This window comes from Stenotrophomonas sp. GD03930, from assembly GCF_029839665.1.
Classification (GTDB): Bacteria; Pseudomonadota; Gammaproteobacteria; order Xanthomonadales; family Xanthomonadaceae; genus Stenotrophomonas; species Stenotrophomonas forensis.
The window spans coordinates 32,870-46,260 of record NZ_JAOCAV010000002.1 but is presented as its reverse complement, the minus strand read 5'-3'; the positions used below and the strand labels follow the sequence as shown (position 1 = coordinate 46,260).

The 13,391-nt window shown below is 66.6% G+C and carries 27 protein-coding genes; 24 read left to right on the top strand and 3 right to left on the bottom strand.

Annotation, left to right across the window (positions count from 1 at the left end; genetic code table 11):
• The first annotated feature begins 69 nt into the window (after positions 1 to 69).
• The 15 genes from N5C18_RS10875 (at position 70) to N5C18_RS10805 (ending at position 6,967) form a co-directional block, all read left to right on the top strand.
• Positions 70 to 429: a hypothetical protein gene (locus tag N5C18_RS10875; protein ID WP_164242164.1), complete on the top strand. Its 360-nt coding sequence runs from the start codon at positions 70 to 72 to the stop codon at positions 427 to 429.
• Complete coding sequence (locus N5C18_RS10870; protein WP_164242166.1) at positions 426 to 674, top strand: hypothetical protein; 249 nt, start codon at positions 426 to 428, stop codon at positions 672 to 674. Before N5C18_RS10875 ends, N5C18_RS10870 begins: the two co-directional genes overlap by 4 nt.
• Positions 671 to 880, top strand: a complete 210-nt coding sequence (locus N5C18_RS10865; protein WP_053506048.1) for a hypothetical protein — start codon at positions 671 to 673, stop codon at positions 878 to 880. Before N5C18_RS10870 ends, N5C18_RS10865 begins: the two co-directional genes overlap by 4 nt.
• Positions 877 to 1,017 carry a hypothetical protein gene (locus tag N5C18_RS10860; protein WP_154583160.1) on the top strand — a complete coding sequence of 47 codons (141 nt, stop codon included), beginning with the start codon at positions 877 to 879 and terminating at the stop codon, positions 1,015 to 1,017. Before N5C18_RS10865 ends, N5C18_RS10860 begins: the two co-directional genes overlap by 4 nt.
• Positions 1,014 to 1,271: a hypothetical protein gene (locus N5C18_RS10855; RefSeq protein WP_164242168.1), complete on the top strand. Its 258-nt coding sequence runs from the start codon at positions 1,014 to 1,016 to the stop codon at positions 1,269 to 1,271. Before N5C18_RS10860 ends, N5C18_RS10855 begins: the two co-directional genes overlap by 4 nt.
• Before the next feature lie 39 nt (positions 1,272 to 1,310).
• Positions 1,311 to 1,832: a hypothetical protein gene (locus N5C18_RS10850; protein WP_164242169.1), complete on the top strand. Its 522-nt coding sequence runs from the start codon at positions 1,311 to 1,313 to the stop codon at positions 1,830 to 1,832.
• Positions 1,833 to 1,918: 86 nt separating this feature from the next.
• Complete coding sequence (locus N5C18_RS10845) at positions 1,919 to 2,212, top strand: KTSC domain-containing protein (RefSeq protein ID WP_279944557.1); 294 nt, start codon at positions 1,919 to 1,921, stop codon at positions 2,210 to 2,212.
• 281 nt (positions 2,213 to 2,493) lie between these two features.
• A complete protein-coding gene (locus N5C18_RS10840) occupies positions 2,494 to 3,468 on the top strand; it encodes a hypothetical protein (RefSeq protein ID WP_279944556.1) in 975 nt (324 codons plus the stop codon).
• The gene (locus N5C18_RS10835) at positions 3,465 to 3,812 is read left to right on the top strand and encodes a hypothetical protein (RefSeq protein WP_279944554.1); all 348 of its coding nucleotides are present in this window, start codon (positions 3,465 to 3,467) and stop codon (positions 3,810 to 3,812) included. Before N5C18_RS10840 ends, N5C18_RS10835 begins: the two co-directional genes overlap by 4 nt.
• Positions 3,813 to 3,814: 2 nt before the next feature.
• Entirely contained in the window at positions 3,815 to 5,620 is a 1,806-nt protein-coding gene (locus tag N5C18_RS10830; protein WP_279944553.1) for a lambda-exonuclease family protein, read from the top strand.
• Positions 5,620 to 5,910, top strand: coding sequence for a hypothetical protein (locus N5C18_RS10825; RefSeq protein ID WP_279944552.1), 291 nt, complete (start codon positions 5,620 to 5,622; stop codon positions 5,908 to 5,910). Before N5C18_RS10830 ends, N5C18_RS10825 begins: the two co-directional genes overlap by 1 nt.
• A complete protein-coding gene (locus N5C18_RS10820) occupies positions 5,907 to 6,236 on the top strand; it encodes a hypothetical protein (protein ID WP_279944551.1) in 330 nt (109 codons plus the stop codon). Before N5C18_RS10825 ends, N5C18_RS10820 begins: the two co-directional genes overlap by 4 nt.
• Positions 6,233 to 6,460, top strand: coding sequence for a hypothetical protein (locus tag N5C18_RS10815; RefSeq protein ID WP_279944550.1), 228 nt, complete (start codon positions 6,233 to 6,235; stop codon positions 6,458 to 6,460). The genes N5C18_RS10820 and N5C18_RS10815 overlap by 4 nt, the downstream gene beginning before the upstream one ends.
• Positions 6,453 to 6,713, top strand: coding sequence for a hypothetical protein (locus tag N5C18_RS10810; RefSeq protein ID WP_279944548.1), 261 nt, complete (start codon positions 6,453 to 6,455; stop codon positions 6,711 to 6,713). The genes N5C18_RS10815 and N5C18_RS10810 overlap by 8 nt, the downstream gene beginning before the upstream one ends.
• Entirely contained in the window at positions 6,710 to 6,967 is a 258-nt protein-coding gene (locus tag N5C18_RS10805; RefSeq protein WP_279944547.1) for a hypothetical protein, read from the top strand. Before N5C18_RS10810 ends, N5C18_RS10805 begins: the two co-directional genes overlap by 4 nt.
• On the opposite strand, the gene N5C18_RS10800 is transcribed toward N5C18_RS10805, so the two are convergent.
• Positions 6,957 to 7,190, bottom strand: a complete 234-nt coding sequence (locus N5C18_RS10800) for a hypothetical protein (RefSeq protein WP_279944546.1) — start codon at positions 7,188 to 7,190, stop codon at positions 6,957 to 6,959. The two genes, N5C18_RS10805 and N5C18_RS10800, sit on opposite strands and share 11 nt — an antisense overlap.
• Before the next feature lie 33 nt (positions 7,191 to 7,223).
• Here N5C18_RS10800 and N5C18_RS10795 point away from each other — a divergent pair, with 33 nt between their 5' ends.
• Genes N5C18_RS10795 through N5C18_RS10765 form a run of 7 tightly spaced genes read left to right on the top strand, consistent with a single transcriptional unit; the run spans position 7,224 to position 11,464 of the window.
• Positions 7,224 to 7,364 (top strand): hypothetical protein, encoded by a 141-nt coding sequence (locus N5C18_RS10795; RefSeq protein WP_154583161.1) that lies wholly within the window; start codon positions 7,224 to 7,226, stop codon positions 7,362 to 7,364.
• Positions 7,361 to 7,681 (top strand): hypothetical protein, encoded by a 321-nt coding sequence (locus tag N5C18_RS10790; protein ID WP_279944545.1) that lies wholly within the window; start codon positions 7,361 to 7,363, stop codon positions 7,679 to 7,681. The genes N5C18_RS10795 and N5C18_RS10790 overlap by 4 nt, the downstream gene beginning before the upstream one ends.
• Complete coding sequence (locus N5C18_RS10785; protein WP_279944544.1) at positions 7,674 to 7,964, top strand: hypothetical protein; 291 nt, start codon at positions 7,674 to 7,676, stop codon at positions 7,962 to 7,964. Before N5C18_RS10790 ends, N5C18_RS10785 begins: the two co-directional genes overlap by 8 nt.
• Positions 7,964 to 9,871: a DNA cytosine methyltransferase gene (locus N5C18_RS10780; protein ID WP_279944543.1), complete on the top strand. Its 1,908-nt coding sequence runs from the start codon at positions 7,964 to 7,966 to the stop codon at positions 9,869 to 9,871. Before N5C18_RS10785 ends, N5C18_RS10780 begins: the two co-directional genes overlap by 1 nt.
• Positions 9,868 to 10,206: a hypothetical protein gene (locus N5C18_RS10775; RefSeq protein ID WP_279944542.1), complete on the top strand. Its 339-nt coding sequence runs from the start codon at positions 9,868 to 9,870 to the stop codon at positions 10,204 to 10,206. Before N5C18_RS10780 ends, N5C18_RS10775 begins: the two co-directional genes overlap by 4 nt.
• Complete coding sequence (locus tag N5C18_RS10770; protein WP_279944541.1) at positions 10,203 to 11,018, top strand: hypothetical protein; 816 nt, start codon at positions 10,203 to 10,205, stop codon at positions 11,016 to 11,018. The genes N5C18_RS10775 and N5C18_RS10770 overlap by 4 nt, the downstream gene beginning before the upstream one ends.
• Positions 11,015 to 11,464, top strand: a complete 450-nt coding sequence (locus N5C18_RS10765) for a hypothetical protein (protein WP_279944540.1) — start codon at positions 11,015 to 11,017, stop codon at positions 11,462 to 11,464. The genes N5C18_RS10770 and N5C18_RS10765 overlap by 4 nt, the downstream gene beginning before the upstream one ends.
• Before the next feature lie 10 nt (positions 11,465 to 11,474).
• Here N5C18_RS10765 and N5C18_RS10760 read toward each other — a convergent pair whose 3' ends face one another.
• On the bottom strand, positions 11,475 to 12,188 hold the full coding sequence (locus tag N5C18_RS10760; RefSeq protein ID WP_279944539.1) for a hypothetical protein: 714 nt from the start codon (positions 12,186 to 12,188) through the stop codon (positions 11,475 to 11,477).
• Here N5C18_RS10760 and N5C18_RS10755 point away from each other — a divergent pair.
• Together N5C18_RS10755 and N5C18_RS10750 are read left to right on the top strand one after the other, a co-directional pair.
• A complete protein-coding gene (locus tag N5C18_RS10755; RefSeq protein WP_279944538.1) occupies positions 12,187 to 12,438 on the top strand; it encodes a hypothetical protein in 252 nt (83 codons plus the stop codon). The two genes, N5C18_RS10760 and N5C18_RS10755, sit on opposite strands and share 2 nt — an antisense overlap.
• Complete coding sequence (locus N5C18_RS10750; protein WP_053449419.1) at positions 12,435 to 12,686, top strand: AlpA family transcriptional regulator; 252 nt, start codon at positions 12,435 to 12,437, stop codon at positions 12,684 to 12,686. The genes N5C18_RS10755 and N5C18_RS10750 overlap by 4 nt, the downstream gene beginning before the upstream one ends.
• A gap of 172 nt (positions 12,687 to 12,858) precedes the next feature.
• On the opposite strand, the gene N5C18_RS10745 is transcribed toward N5C18_RS10750, so the two are convergent.
• Complete coding sequence (locus N5C18_RS10745) at positions 12,859 to 13,320, bottom strand: isoprenylcysteine carboxylmethyltransferase family protein (RefSeq protein WP_279944537.1); 462 nt, start codon at positions 13,318 to 13,320, stop codon at positions 12,859 to 12,861.
• Positions 13,321 to 13,391: the final 71 nt, after the last annotated feature.

Genomic DNA, 13,391 nt, shown 5'->3' with positions numbered 1-13,391 from the left:
CTTCAACCGTTTAGCCCACTAATCTGCGGCCGTCGCCCAGCAACCCGTGCTGGACCGCCGGAGCCCGAGATGGACCACACCGCCCACAACACAGCTGTCCAGGACCTTCACCCCGAGGCAAACGTCCGCCGCCAGCGCCGGAACATCCCGGTCCTGATCGGCAACCTGAAGGCCGCCGGCCTGAACATGCCCGGCGTGGACAGCGCCTACCGCGCGGCGCTGTTCGCCGGCGCCACCGATGAAATGGCCTGGGAAGCGGCCCGCCGCCATGAGCTGGTCCTGATCGGCTTCCCCGATGAGATCTCCGACACCGGCACCGACCTGAGCAAGGCCGAAGCAATGCGCAAGCGCCGCCAGGCGCTGATCGATACCTGCCGCTCCCTTCCCAACCCGTTTGCCCTGGGTGCCGACCTGCAGGTGGCGGCATGAGCACGCCAGTGTCTGTCCGCGCGGCCCTCCTCGAGTTCGCCACCCGAAAGAACCCCTTCGGTGACACCGATCTCGGCGTCCAGCGCTTCCAACAAGCCGACGCATCCATTGCTGGCGCCATCGAGACCTTGGAGTGCGCCCGCGAATGGATCACGGAGGTGGGCGACCGCAAGGGCATTCCCAACGGCGGAACGCTGCAACGCATCGACACCGCCCTCGCACGCCTGAAAGGAGAAACCGCATGAACACCAACGTTCGCCAGATCCGCGAGTTCCAGGCCGTGCGCGATGCGATCGCTTGCACTGGCCTGAGCCCGGCGCCGCTGTTCCAGCGCCTCAATGCAGAGCAGCGCAAGGGTCATCGCGGCTTGTCGGTGGTCGACAACGCGCTGCGCCTGCGTCGCCAGTTCCGCGACGAATTCAGCAACCAGCCCGACCCGGAGGCCGCATGAGCTTCGAACAGGCCATCCGGAAGGAGACGGTGCGCATGTCGCTGGAGTTCATGGCCTACGGCGGACTGATCGGCTTCATCGTCGGCGCGTCCGCCGTCCTGATCTTCCAGGACATGTTGCAGGCGGTGATGTCGTGAGCCGCCGCCTCGCTTACATCCTTGCGCCGGTGCTGATGTGGGGGCTGATCTGCGGCTTCGCTGCCGCCGGCGCGCTGCTGGCCGTGATGCACGGCAACTACCTGTCGCTGCTGATGGCCCGCGCGGTGCTTGCCGGTGCCGCCTACCAGACCGCACTGGAATGGTTCCGCGCCGAGAAAGCGCTTGCCGAGCGCCGCAGCGGCATCCAGTCCCTGACCTCCGCCATGCCGGTACCGGCGGAAGACCTGCAGTAAGCCACTGCCGGCCCGGCCGGCTCAACCGACGAGGTCCACATGTTCCACCTGAAGAACAACCCGGCGGCCGTCTCCAACGTGAACCTGCGCATCGAGAAGCACGGCGATGAGCGGCACCTGGCGGTCGACCTTTCCATCACCACCAGCACCAGCAACCTCGTGCTGGACCACTTCGATAAGGAACTGCGCAAGGCCCTGTTCCGCAAGCCGGGCAAGGGCGAGCAGCAGTCGCTGCCGACCATCGGCGACCACCTGACCGAGATCAAGATCCCGAGCCTGGAGCCCATCAAGGTGGGCCACGAATTCAAGGGTTTCGAGCTGCAGATTGACGGTGAGCTCGACAACACGCAGCCGATCTTCCTGGTGGACGTGAAGCTGAAGAAGTTCGTGATCGCCCCGAAGGAAGGCGGCAGCGTCGAGCTGACGTTCAAGGCCTCGGCCAGCGTCACCCCCGACGAAGTCGCCGAGCTGACCGAAGCGCTGATCCGCGAAAACGTGGTCCTGACCCTGCAGCCCGGCCAGGCCAACGAAACCACGCAGCAGGAAGACCTCGCTGCCTGATCCCCCTGCTTTGCGCTTCCCCCCTGTGGCGCATGGCTGACAGCCCGGAACAGACGGGCACCTCTCTAACCGCCCTGGAGCACAACATGACCAGCACCACCCCGGCCAACGGCCGCATCCAGCTGTTCGACGTCGACAGCTCGCAGATCCACAGCATCGGCCACGACGCCGCCACCAACACCCTCGCCATCTGCTTCAAGCGCGGCAGCGGCGATGCGCGCGGCCCGGGCTCGGTCTACCACTACGCCAACTTCAGCGCCGAGGAGTTCCAGGCGTTCAAGGATGCCGAATCCATCGGCAAGCACTTCGGCGCGTACATCAAGCCGTTCCCGGAAAAGTACCCGTACCACAAGGTCGCCGAGCAGCAGCAGGCGGCCTGACCGAATTCTGGGCGGGTTGTGGGCTCCTGCAGCGGAACAAAACGCGGAGAGAACCCTCAGTGCTGGCATGCCCTCACAGCATGCCCGGAAGCCGACGCCGTGACGGAGGCCCCAGCGCAAGCTCATGGGTAAACGAGTGGCGCGGATGCAACGCCGCTGACAGTCGGGAAAGACCGGCACTGAACTCATCGCGCAGGGATCGATCGTTCCCTCCGTGGCCCCGGGATGACGGGGCACCCCATTCCCACATCGCCGGCCATGCCGGCCGGAGACTTCATTCAATGAATGCCCAGGTACAGGAAGGCCAGCTCGTCCCCGAGGAGGGCATGGCCGCGATGATCAACCGCTCGGAAATTGAGCAGCAGATCAGCACCGCCCGCCGCTTCCCCCGCTCGCTGAAGAAGTTCCGCGACGAAGCCATCCAGATGGTCACGCTGAGCCAGAGCATCGCTGAGCAGTGCGTCTATGCGCTGCCGCGCGACGGCAAGACCATCGAAGGCCCTTCCGCTCGGTTCGCCGAGGTGATTGCCTCTGCGTGGGGCAACAACCGCGCCGGCGCCCGCGTCATCGATGACAAGGGCGAGTTCATCATCGCCCAGGGCGTCTTCCACGACCTGGAGCGGAACGTCGCCATCACCTACGAGGTGCAGCGCCGGATCGTGGACCGGCAGGGCCGCCGCTTCAAGCCCGACATGATCGGCGTGACCGCCAATGCTGCCTGCTCCATCGCGCTGCGCAACGCGGTGCTGAAGGGCGTGCCCAAGGCCTTCTGGGAGGACATGTACGTCGAAGCCCGGAAGGTGATCATGGGCGACATCAAGACGCTGGCCAACCGCCGCGCCGATGCCCTCGCCCACTTCCAGCGCTTCGGCGTCACCGCCGAGCAGGTCTGCGCGAAGCTTGGCGTGGCCGGTGTCGAGGACATCGGTCTGGAGCACCTGGTCCTGCTGCGTGGCATCGTCACCGCCATCAAGGAAGGCGACACCACCCCGGAAGATGCCTTTGCCACCGAAGGCGCGCCCGCCGCCCAGAAGAAGACGCTGGCGGCCTACACCGATGAAGCTTTCGCAGCAGCCCTGCCTCAGTGGGAAGCCGCCATCAAGGCAGGCAAGAAGACGCCCGAGGCCATCATCACGATGGCGCAGACGAAGGGCGCGCTCAGCGATGAGCAGAAGAAGCAGATCCTCGGGCTGGCGCAGAAGCCTGAAGGTGCGCAGCAGACCGGTCCGGCTGTGGCTGAGGAGGTTGCCGAATGAAGACTGCAATCGAACTCATTGCCGATGAGCGCCAGCGCCAGATCGAACAGGAAGGCTGGTCGCTTCACGGAGACGACCAACACCTGGCCGGCGAACTTGCCTTGGCCGCCTCCTGCTATGCCATCCCTCCCGGCGAGCACTACTGCCCTGATCCTCCGGATTCGTGGCCTTGGGATGCCAGTTGGTGGAAGCCTTCGCCCGATGACCGTGTCAGGGAACTTGTAAAGGCTGGCGCATTGATCGTCGCCGAGATCGAACGGCTGCAGAGGGCCGATCAAGGCGAACCCCAGAGTGATGTTGCCGCCGCTGCCGGCGGCCTGACCCAGACTGCACTGGAGTACTGAGCATGCTTACCGTGGACCTGATTCAAGGCACTGATGCGTGGCACCAGCACCGCGCCACCCACTTCAACGCCAGCGACGCGCCGGCAATGATGGGCTGCAGCCCGTACAAGACCCGCAGCCAGCTGCTGCGCGAGTTCGCCACCGGCGCGACCATCGAGCACGACGCTGCCACGCTGCAGCGCTTCGCCGACGGCCACCGCTTCGAAGACCTGGCGCGGCCGCTGGCCGAGCAGATCATTGGCGAGGAGCTTTACCCCTGCGTCGGCGTGGACGGCAAGTTCTCGGCCAGCTTCGACGGCCTGACCTTGCTGGAGGACAAGGCGTTCGAGCACAAGTCGCTCAACGACGACCTGCGCCTGGCGATGCCGGTGGACGGCGGCGACGCCTGCCTGCCGCTGCACTACCAGGTGCAGATGGAACACCAGGCCATGGTCAGCGGCGCCGAACGCGTGCTGTTCATGGCGTCGAAGTGGGCCGGCGATGAGCTGGTCGAAGAGCGCCACTGCTGGTACACCCCGAACCCGGAGCTGCGCGCCAAGATCGTGGCCGGCTGGGCTCAGTTCGATGCTGACGTGATGGCCTATGACCCGGCGCCGGCGGCTGAGCCGGTGGCCGCTGGCCGCGCGCCGGACCAGATGCCGGCCCTGCGCATCGAAGTGACCGGCATGGTCACCGCGTCGAATCTGGCCGAGTGGAAGGAGCAGGCCATCGCCGTCTTCCAGGGCATCAGCACCGAGCTGGTCAGCGACCAGGACTTTGCCGATGCCGAGAAGACCGTGAAGTGGTGCGGCGAAATCGAGGACCAGCTGAAGGCGGCAAAGCAGCACGCCCTCAGCCAGACCCAGAGCATCGACCTGCTGTTCAAAACCATCGACGCCATCGCCGATGAAGCCCGCTCCAAGCGCCTGGCGCTGGAGAAGCGCGTCAAGACCCGCAAGGACGAGCGCCGCACCGAGATCGGCAATGCCGCCCGCCGCGCGGTGCAGCAGCACGTGCTGGCCATCAACGAGACGCTGGGCGAGCACGCCATCCCGATGCCGGCCACGCTGATCGCCGACATCAGCGACGCCATGAAGGGCAAGCGCTCTTTCGCCAGCATGCAGGAAGCGGTGGATTCGGTGGCTGCCAACGCCAAGGTCGACGCCAGCCAATCGGCCGAGCGGATCCGCGCCAACATCCGTGTCATGGAGATGGAGGTGGGCACGCACGCCGCACTGTTCCCGGACCGTGTGCAGCTGTGCTCCACGAAGTCGGCGGAAGATCTGCGCAACCTGATGGCGGCACGCATCTCCCAGCACCAGCAGGCGGAGCAGGAACGCCTGGACGCCGAGCGCGAGAAGATCCGCAAGGAAGAAGAGGCCCGCGCCCGCAAGCTGGCAGAGGAAGAGGCTCGCGCGAAGGCTCAGGCCGAGGAAGCGGCCAAGGCAGAGGCGGCAAAGGCCGAGCTGGCTGCCGCGAAGGCTTCCAGCGGTGCAGATCTGTCGCCGGCGGCGCAGGCGCTGCATGAGCAGGAAGGCGCCGCACGGTTTGAGCAGCATCACCGCGTGCCGAATCTGGCCCCGGCATCGCAGGCCGCAGCACCGGCCGCCGCCACCCCGCGCGAGGTGGTGAAGATCAAGCTGGGCGACATCAACGCGCGCATCGCCCCGCTGTCGATCAGCGCCGACGGCCTGGCCCTGCTGGGGTTCAAGCCGATCAACGCCACCGGCGCGGCCAAGCTGTACGACCAGGCGCAGTTCCCGGCGATGTGCCGGGCCATGATCGACGGTCTGCAGGACGCGGCCAACAGCTACCCGCTGGCCGCCTGATGGAACTCTGGCGCACCAGCGAACTGCGGGTTCTGCGCCAGATGGAGGGCCGCGACGCGATGACCGTCGCGGCTGCCCTCGGGCGCTCGCCCCGCGCGGTCCAGGACATGGCCCGCTGCCAAGGGATGCCGGTACCCCGCCAGCCTCACGGCCGGTACTGGCCGGCCACCACCAAACGCCGCGCCCGGCAGCTCCGGGCCAGCGGCAACACCGTCAACCAGATCAGCGCCGCGCTCGGCGTCCCGTTCGGGACCGTGCGCCGCTGGGTCTACGAAGGAGCAGCAGCATGAGCAAGATGCCCGAACCCAAGGAAGTCACGATGGCAGCCGAGGCATTGAGTGCCGCGCTTGATGGGCTGAAGAAGGCCGAGAGCGACTACGCGAAGGTGAAAGGCCTCGGCGAGCAGCAGGGCTACAGCGTGCACGTCAACGGCGTGGCCATCAGCGTCGCGGTCATGGATGGCTCCTACCAGGGCGCTCTGGTCCGTGGGCGCGAAATGATCCACCTCGGCGCACTGAAGGCGCTGCAGGGATTGATCGATTACTGGAAGTACGAGGTGGCCGGTCGCCGCGCCGCGCTGCGCCAGATCGCCACTGATCTCGCGGAGGCAGCATGACCAGCATCCACGTGAAGCCCGTCTTCAGTGGCGCCACCGATCGCGAGAAGGAGCAGGACCGGCAGAAGCTGGCCAGCGACATGGCGCGCTTCGCCGCCGCTGGCGGGCAGGTCCAGGTTCTCGGCACCACCGGCATCGACAAAAGCACGATCAGCCGCCGGCAGGTAGTCGAGGGTGGCTCGGCTCGGCGCAAGGCCGGGAAGAAGGGAGCGAGCCATGGGTGAGTACGCCGACATGATGATCGACGGTGACGTGTGCGAGGGCTGTGGCGTCAACATGCCCGGCTGCGGCCAGGGATTCGCCCGCCTCTGCTGCGATTGCCGCCCGGCCAAGGCCGAACGCAAAGCCGAGAACATTGCTCGCCACGCCGCGGAGCAGGCCCGCCAGAAGAAAGTGCCGTGTCCCGCCTGCGGGCGCCGGGTGCGCGAAATCGGCCTGGCCGACCACCAGCGTGACGCGCACGGGGTGAACCCATGAGCCGCCACAGCGCCCGCCGGGCGCCGAAGGAGACCTTGGGCTTCGCCTGGGGTCGGTTCCCGACCGTCGACGGCAGCGCCGTCACCTGGCGGCTGTACCGCCGCGACCACCGCCGTGCGCTGCACATGCACGCGGAGACCTTCTTCGCCCATGAAGACCGCGCCGTCATCGCCGGCCGCCTGCGCCGCGCGCGCCGCTGCCTGCGCGACAAGGTCGACGACATCGACTTGGTGGCGATGGGAGCTACAGCTTGAGTGACTGCACGTATGCGAGCACCGCCACAACTGCCTGCACGGCGGTGGCGATGGCAGCCAGGATAGCCGCCGCGTTGACCCACCAGCTGAAGGTCAAACGCTGTTTCAGTTCGATCGGCTTCTTGTCCCAGTACAGATTGCCGTCGCTATCGACACCGAGGCCTTTGATGGTTCCGTCCTTCATCTGGAATCGGAACGCCTCGTTGATTTCTCTCTCTCCCATGACCGCCCTCCTGTCGAATTTGAGAATTCTGCCATGACCTACATCCATCCGAACGACCGGGTCTACGCGCTGGAGCGTGCCCTGGCCGCTGCCGTTGCCCAAGGCGAAGACCGCAAGGTGCAGGACGACCTGCGCGAGATCCTGGCCGAAGCCCGCCGCGAGGCCCGGGGATGAGCGGCCTGGTGCTGGTGCCGGCGCCGGAGGTCCCGGGCATCCCCGCCCGGATGCGGCAGCCAACGAAGGACGCCTATCGCCAGTGGCTGACCCAGGCCAACGAGCGCATCGAACAGCTGCAGGCCGAGGTGGCCGAGCTGCGCGCCGGCGGCAGCACCAGCACCACGCGGCCGGGCTTGGTTACCGACCTGATCACCGCTGCAACTGCCCTCGGGCACCACGAAACGCTGCGCAGCAGCAGCGACGAAACCATCGACTACTGGCGCACGCGCGTTGAGCAGCTGCGCGCAGAACTGACAGGAGCATCCCGTGACTGATACCGCACCCATCAAGATCTTCGCCGTCACCGAGTCCGAATGGTGGATGGGCACTGACCTCGCTTCCGTGGTGAAGGCCGCCCAGGAGGAATATGGCCTGGACGATGAAGACGTGGCGGATGCCGTCGAACTGGTCGATGCCGACCTCGACTCGCTGAACTTCTCCGACAGCGATGAAGACGGCCGGCCGACGGGCCAGAAGCGCACCTTCCGTGAGCAGCTGGCCATCGAGGTCGCCGCCGGCGGCTCCTTCCCGCGCCTGTTCGCCATGGAGGACTTCTGATGGCTGACGGCTCCCGCGTCCCCGAGATCCGCGTCGCGCGAAAGGTCCGCCCGATGCTGGTGGCCGACCTGTTCTGCGGCGCCGGCGGCCTGTCCAACGGCACCGCCCGCGCAATGCGCCAGCTGGGCCTGCCGGTCCAGATGATCGGCGTGAACCACTGGCCGGTCGCCATCGAGACGAACCGCCGCAACCATAAGGAGCATGCGGACCGCATCCACTGCGCGGACCTGGAGTCGGCACTGCCGCTGACAATCGTCCCCGAGGGTCGCCTGGACCTGCTCACCGCTGCCCCGTCCTGCGTCTTCCACAGCCGCGCGCGCGGCGGCCGGCCGGTGCACGACCAGCAGCGCATGGACCCGTGGCACGTCGTGCGCTGGTGCACCGAGCTGCGCGTCGCCCGTGTGCTGGTGGAGAACGTGCCGGAGTTCATGGACTGGGGCCCGTGCAGTCTGGTCACTGGCCGGCCGATCAAGTCGCGCCGCGGCGAGTACTTCCGCGCATGGGTTGCCGCGCTGGAGGCCGTTGGCTTCAAGGTGGACTGGAAGGTCGTCTGCTGCGCAGACTTCGGCGACCCGACCACGCGCCGCCGCTTCTTCCTGATCGGCCGCAGCGACGGCAAGCGCCTCACCTGGCCAGAGTTCACGCACGATCGCGTGGGCGGTACCGACCTGCTGGGCAGCCGCCCGCGCTGGCGCGGCGCGCGCGAGGTCATCGACTGGACCATGACCGGCAAGAGCATCTTCACCCGCACCAAGCCGCTGAAGCCGAACACCCTGCGGCGGATCCTTGCCGGCGCGGTGAAGTACAGCTGGCCCCGGCCCTACATCGATGCCGTCCAGGCCCTGCTCGACGGCCAGACCCCAAAACTGGTGTTCACCCGCGCAGAGGCCGTCGCCCTGGGCCTGGTCAGCGCGGACCCGATGCTGGTGCACCTGCGCGGCACCAGCGAGCAGCACCTGCAGGCCACGGCCAAGTCCGCCGATGAGCCGCTGCCCTCGCTCACTGCCGGCGGCGGCCACGTCGGCCTGGTGCTGGCCACCAGCAGCGGCGGCGCAGCGCGCGACCTGGATCAGCCGCTTCCCACCATCACCACGGGCGGCGCCGGTGCCGAGCGCCCGGGCTGCGCGCGGCCGCAGCTGGTGGAGCCGATCATCGTGCCCACCTCGAACACCAGCAGCGCGGGCGTGCCCCGCTCTGCTGCTGAGCCTATCCGCACAGTCACCACCGCCAAGGGCGGCGACCAGGCGCTGGCTGTGCCGTTGGTGGCCCAGTACTACGGCGCCACCGCCACCGCGCAGTCTGTGGCTGAGCCGGTGCCGTCGGTCACCACCAAGGCCCGCTTCGGCCTGGCCCAGCCTGTGCTGATGCGCGCCGGGCACGGCGACAGCGACGGCCGCAATCCCGTAAGCCGCGTTCTGGACGCTGACGCGCCGATGCCTGCGCTGACCGGATCGAACGAGATGGCTCTGGCCGAGCCCATCGTCATGCGCGGCAACGTCGGTACCGGCCGGACTGGCGACATGCGCCGAGCGAGCGAGCCGATGCCCACCATTACCTGCTCCGAATCGCTGGCGCTGGCCGAGCCGTTCCTGGTGCCGAACTTCGGCGAGGCCCCGGGCCAGACCCCGCGTACCCATAGCATTGACGATCCGATGCCGACCGTCACTGCCACCGGCCACGTGCAGCTGGCAACTCCTGCAGCCGACGTCGCCGACGAGGTCCGCATCGACATCAACTACCGGATGCTGCACTGGCGCGAGCTGGCCCGGGCCACGTCGTTCGATGACGAGGGCGAGGTCTACGACTTCGCCGGCAACGCCACCGAGATCACCAAGCAGATCGGCAACGCGGTCCCGAACCGAACGGCGAAGGCGTTGGCCATGGGCCTGATGAGGGACGCAGCATGAGCGCTCGTCGCCACCAGGTAATGCACGTGCGCCGGAAGATCACCGGCCGCCCGCTGGTCATCGCCAAGGACGCACGCACCGTGCGGGAGCTGCTACGCCGCCACCTCCGCGAAGAAGGGATGCGGCTGATGGACCTGGCCCCGGCATGGGGCCGCAGCTCACACACCGTCTATTCCCTGTTCGCTGTGAACCGTCCACTGGCGCCCGAGCACCTGGAGGCATCGATACAGGCGCTCGGTCTGGACGAATTCGACGCCAACGAGCTTCGCCTGCAGGGAGCCCGCGAGGCCGGCTGGCAGATCGACCCCAACTTCCTTCTGGAGAAACGAGCATGAGCACCGACAACAAGACCCTGGCGGACGCGCAGCCCGGTGGGAGGGTGAGGCTGGGGGATGCCCTGTTGCCCTGCCCGCTCTGCGGAAACGATGCCGTGTTCGTGCCCTACAAGAACAACGGACTCACCCTGAAGTGCAAGAGCATGGGCTGCATCCAGCGGCACCAGCGCACCCTCCGCTACGGCATCGAATGGTTGCGGGCCTCGATGACAGAACACTGGAATACGCGCGCCCTCTCCGCCCAGCCCTCCCCGGGTGGTCAGGGGGATGCGCGAGCGCAGTTCAAAGCGTGGTGGGATTCCGCTCGCCCGCTGGATGGCGGAAAACTCGCGTACGAAATCGCATGGGCCGCATGGCAAGCAGCCAGCACTGCCCAGCCGCCGCCGACCGGTAATTATGGCGATCTGCCGCCGCTGCCAGAGCCGTGCGAGATGGGGCACTACACCGACTCGACCATGCGCCAAGGAACCATTCGCGGCTACACGGCGGGGCAGATGAGGGACTACGCGGCCGCCGCCCTCGCCGCCCGCCAGCCGGTGGGGGAGCCGGTGGCGTGGCTGATCGATTGGCCGGGGGAGCCTGACCTCGGCCACTATTTTGCGGAAGAGCCTGTCCAGGGCGGACGGTCGCGCCCACTCTACGCCGCGCCGACCGCGCAGGCCGTGGACCTGGACGAGCTGCGCCGCGCCGTCTGCGTGGTCAACGTGGTCGGCCAGATCGACGGGCACGACGTGGTGCGCCGCAACTCGGTGCTGGACGTGATCGATGTCCGGCGGCAGCGGAAGGCAGACAGCCAGGCGGTGGGCAAATGAGCCTCCCCTACGAGAACGCCACCAGCGGCAACAACGCGATCAATGACATCCAAAAGATGCTGCGATCCTTCGGGTGCCAGCGCTTCGCAACGGGTGAGGACTACGAGACCGGCGAGCTGTTCATTCAGTTCGAGCACCGCGGGCGGCAGGTACAGCTCAAGGCCAGTGCCCGCGGCTACGCCGCCGCGTGGCTGCGGGAACACCCCTACGGCCCACGGATCCGGGCAACGCGGACCGAGCATGAGGCCAAGGCGCTCAAGATCGGCGGTATCGCCGTCTATTCCATCCTGCGCGACTGGGTGAAAGGCCAGGTCACGGCAATCGAGATCGGCATGCTGACGTTCGAGGCCGCGTTCCTGTCGCACATCCTGCTGCCCAGTGGGCAGACGGTTATCGAGCACGTGCAGCACCAAAAACTACTGCCGCAGGAGATGCCAAATGTCTGAAAGAACCCTATCAGGCCAGCGGTCGATTGGCTTCCATGCCCGCGTCATGGACGACACGAAGGTCTGCGCTAAGGCTCCTTACGTATGTGATTATGGCTCGCACTCTTGCTCTGCCTTCATCGTCGTTTGCGAGCCGGAGCATCGGCTCGCGCGCAAGACGAAGTATCTTCAACGTGCCCAAAGCACGCGCCAAGCGCAGGCCGACGTCCTCATCGATGACGTGAAGCCTGCCGAAAATGGCCTCTGTCTGGGGCATGGTCAGAGGCCCAAGTCCGTCGAGAATCTGCTTCCGATCATGGTCGGACATCCGCAGGAAATGCTGTTCAACTACATCAGCCTGTTCCAGCCATCCGTTAATGCTGGAATACGTATCCAAGACCTCCGAATAGAGGTATGCCAGGATGAAGTGCGCCTCTCGCTGTCTTTCAGCTCTGGCAACCTCCTGCGAGGCCGTTGCGATGCCGTGGGAAGCCTGGGCCACCGCATTAGCCTGCCTACCCAGCCAGAACACAGCGACAGCCGAGGTCGCGGTCACCAGCACGCCCAGCCATGCGTTGAAAAGAGTGCCGCCTGCCAATATCAGCCCCCAAGCGCCCCAATCGACCGCACACGTCTCGCCCATCGGCCAGCACTGATTGAAGCCAAGCCACCAATCCATTCCCTGATCTCCCTGTTCGCCGGCCGGAATTCTGCCACGGGCGTGATCCGAGAGGTGCTCGAGCATGGATGACCTCCTGCAGGACATCGTTCCCGACTTCCGCGAGATGGGCCACGTGTTGGCCAGCCTGTCGGGGGTGGACCTCGCCAAGGCCAGCAAGGCCACCGTGCGCACCTGGGAGGCCCGTGGCCTGGCCCTGATCGAGCTCTCCCGAGGGGACCGGGCCGAAGCCGAACGCATCATGGCCCCCGTATCGAAACGCCGCCGCCGCGGCACCAATCTGGCCGCCGCCGGCGCGCCGAAGGAGGAAGCATGAACGAGAGCACCGCAGTCACCCCCAGCCGCCTCCTGCGTCGCGCGGAGGTGCTGGCACGCGTCGGCATGGCCAAGTCGACCCTGTATTTGCGCATTTCGGCTGGTAAGTTCCCGAAGCCGGTCCACCTGGGCAGCTCCGTTCGCTGGGTCGAATCGGAGATCGATTCCTGGATTCAGGACCAGATGGAGCAGCGCGATCAGGCGGGCGAAACCGGGGGTATGGATGGGGGTATCGCCGACGCTGCATAGGCACCGAACCACACACAACAAAGGCCTGCGACCCAACTACGGTAGAGCCCACCTCCACCATCTGTATGGCCTGTCGAGGCCACAAGAAGCCGGAACTTCCATCAACGGGGTTCCGGCTTTTTTGTGCCTGTTTTTCGTGCAGGCAGTGTGCCGCGTGACCACCCGGCCCGCGCTACAGCCAACGGCGTACGCGTTGGCGGAACAGCGCATACGCTTCGGGAAAACGAGCCGACAGCACCCGCTCTTCCGGCACGATCTGCAACCGGGTGATGTACAGCACGAACAGCGGCACGGCCAGCCACGCGACCGGGTTCTGCAGGTACAGCACGGCACCAGTCAGAACGATCGCCTGACCGAGATACATCGGATTGCGTGTGTAGCGGTATACCCCGTGCGTGACCAGCGCGCTCGAGGCCGACGGGCGCAGCGGATTGACCGTGGTGCGCGCACGGCGGAAGGCCAGCTTCGGCAGCAGGTTCAGCGTCACACCGAGCGTCACCAGAGCACCTGCAAGCAGCGCGGGCATCGGCAGCGGCACCGCCAGGCCCGCTGCCAGGCAGCTGGCCAGGTAGCCGATGCCACCGCACAGCAGCATCACCAGCGGTGGTGGAATCCGTGTCTCAAGCCAACGCATCGCCGTCCTTGCATGCCTCCATTCACCCTAGTGTCACACGCGAATGCCTGAATCGCTTGCATGGCGGCGGT

Excerpts from the sequence above, each read along its gene's own strand:
- N5C18_RS10825 (WP_279944552.1), top strand. The coding sequence starts at position 5,620 with ATGGAACTCTGGCGCACCAGCGAACTGCGGGTTCTGCGCCAGATGGAG.
- N5C18_RS10850 (WP_164242169.1), top strand. The coding sequence starts at position 1,311 with ATGTTCCACCTGAAGAACAACCCGGCGGCCGTCTCCAACGTGAACCTG.
- N5C18_RS10780 (WP_279944543.1), top strand. The coding sequence starts at position 7,964 with ATGGCTGACGGCTCCCGCGTCCCCGAGATCCGCGTCGCGCGAAAGGTC.
- N5C18_RS10795 (WP_154583161.1), top strand. The coding sequence starts at position 7,224 with ATGACCTACATCCATCCGAACGACCGGGTCTACGCGCTGGAGCGTGCC.
- N5C18_RS10810 (WP_279944548.1), top strand. The coding sequence starts at position 6,453 with ATGGGTGAGTACGCCGACATGATGATCGACGGTGACGTGTGCGAGGGC.
- N5C18_RS10775 (WP_279944542.1), top strand. The coding sequence starts at position 9,868 with ATGAGCGCTCGTCGCCACCAGGTAATGCACGTGCGCCGGAAGATCACC.
- N5C18_RS10760 (WP_279944539.1), bottom strand. The coding sequence starts at position 12,188 with ATGCTCGAGCACCTCTCGGATCACGCCCGTGGCAGAATTCCGGCCGGC.
- N5C18_RS10805 (WP_279944547.1), top strand. The coding sequence starts at position 6,710 with ATGAGCCGCCACAGCGCCCGCCGGGCGCCGAAGGAGACCTTGGGCTTC.
- N5C18_RS10860 (WP_154583160.1), top strand. The coding sequence starts at position 877 with ATGAGCTTCGAACAGGCCATCCGGAAGGAGACGGTGCGCATGTCGCTG.
- N5C18_RS10865 (WP_053506048.1), top strand. The coding sequence starts at position 671 with ATGAACACCAACGTTCGCCAGATCCGCGAGTTCCAGGCCGTGCGCGAT.
- N5C18_RS10875 (WP_164242164.1), top strand. The coding sequence starts at position 70 with ATGGACCACACCGCCCACAACACAGCTGTCCAGGACCTTCACCCCGAG.
- N5C18_RS10750 (WP_053449419.1), top strand. The coding sequence starts at position 12,435 with ATGAACGAGAGCACCGCAGTCACCCCCAGCCGCCTCCTGCGTCGCGCG.
- N5C18_RS10870 (WP_164242166.1), top strand. The coding sequence starts at position 426 with ATGAGCACGCCAGTGTCTGTCCGCGCGGCCCTCCTCGAGTTCGCCACC.
- N5C18_RS10830 (WP_279944553.1), top strand. The coding sequence starts at position 3,815 with ATGCTTACCGTGGACCTGATTCAAGGCACTGATGCGTGGCACCAGCAC.
- N5C18_RS10845 (WP_279944557.1), top strand. The coding sequence starts at position 1,919 with ATGACCAGCACCACCCCGGCCAACGGCCGCATCCAGCTGTTCGACGTC.
- N5C18_RS10765 (WP_279944540.1), top strand. The coding sequence starts at position 11,015 with ATGAGCCTCCCCTACGAGAACGCCACCAGCGGCAACAACGCGATCAAT.
- N5C18_RS10815 (WP_279944550.1), top strand. The coding sequence starts at position 6,233 with ATGACCAGCATCCACGTGAAGCCCGTCTTCAGTGGCGCCACCGATCGC.
- N5C18_RS10835 (WP_279944554.1), top strand. The coding sequence starts at position 3,465 with ATGAAGACTGCAATCGAACTCATTGCCGATGAGCGCCAGCGCCAGATC.
- N5C18_RS10770 (WP_279944541.1), top strand. The coding sequence starts at position 10,203 with ATGAGCACCGACAACAAGACCCTGGCGGACGCGCAGCCCGGTGGGAGG.
- N5C18_RS10755 (WP_279944538.1), top strand. The coding sequence starts at position 12,187 with ATGGATGACCTCCTGCAGGACATCGTTCCCGACTTCCGCGAGATGGGC.
- N5C18_RS10800 (WP_279944546.1), bottom strand. The coding sequence starts at position 7,190 with ATGGGAGAGAGAGAAATCAACGAGGCGTTCCGATTCCAGATGAAGGAC.
- N5C18_RS10840 (WP_279944556.1), top strand. The coding sequence starts at position 2,494 with ATGAATGCCCAGGTACAGGAAGGCCAGCTCGTCCCCGAGGAGGGCATG.
- N5C18_RS10790 (WP_279944545.1), top strand. The coding sequence starts at position 7,361 with ATGAGCGGCCTGGTGCTGGTGCCGGCGCCGGAGGTCCCGGGCATCCCC.
- N5C18_RS10745 (WP_279944537.1), bottom strand. The coding sequence starts at position 13,320 with ATGCGTTGGCTTGAGACACGGATTCCACCACCGCTGGTGATGCTGCTG.
- N5C18_RS10820 (WP_279944551.1), top strand. The coding sequence starts at position 5,907 with ATGAGCAAGATGCCCGAACCCAAGGAAGTCACGATGGCAGCCGAGGCA.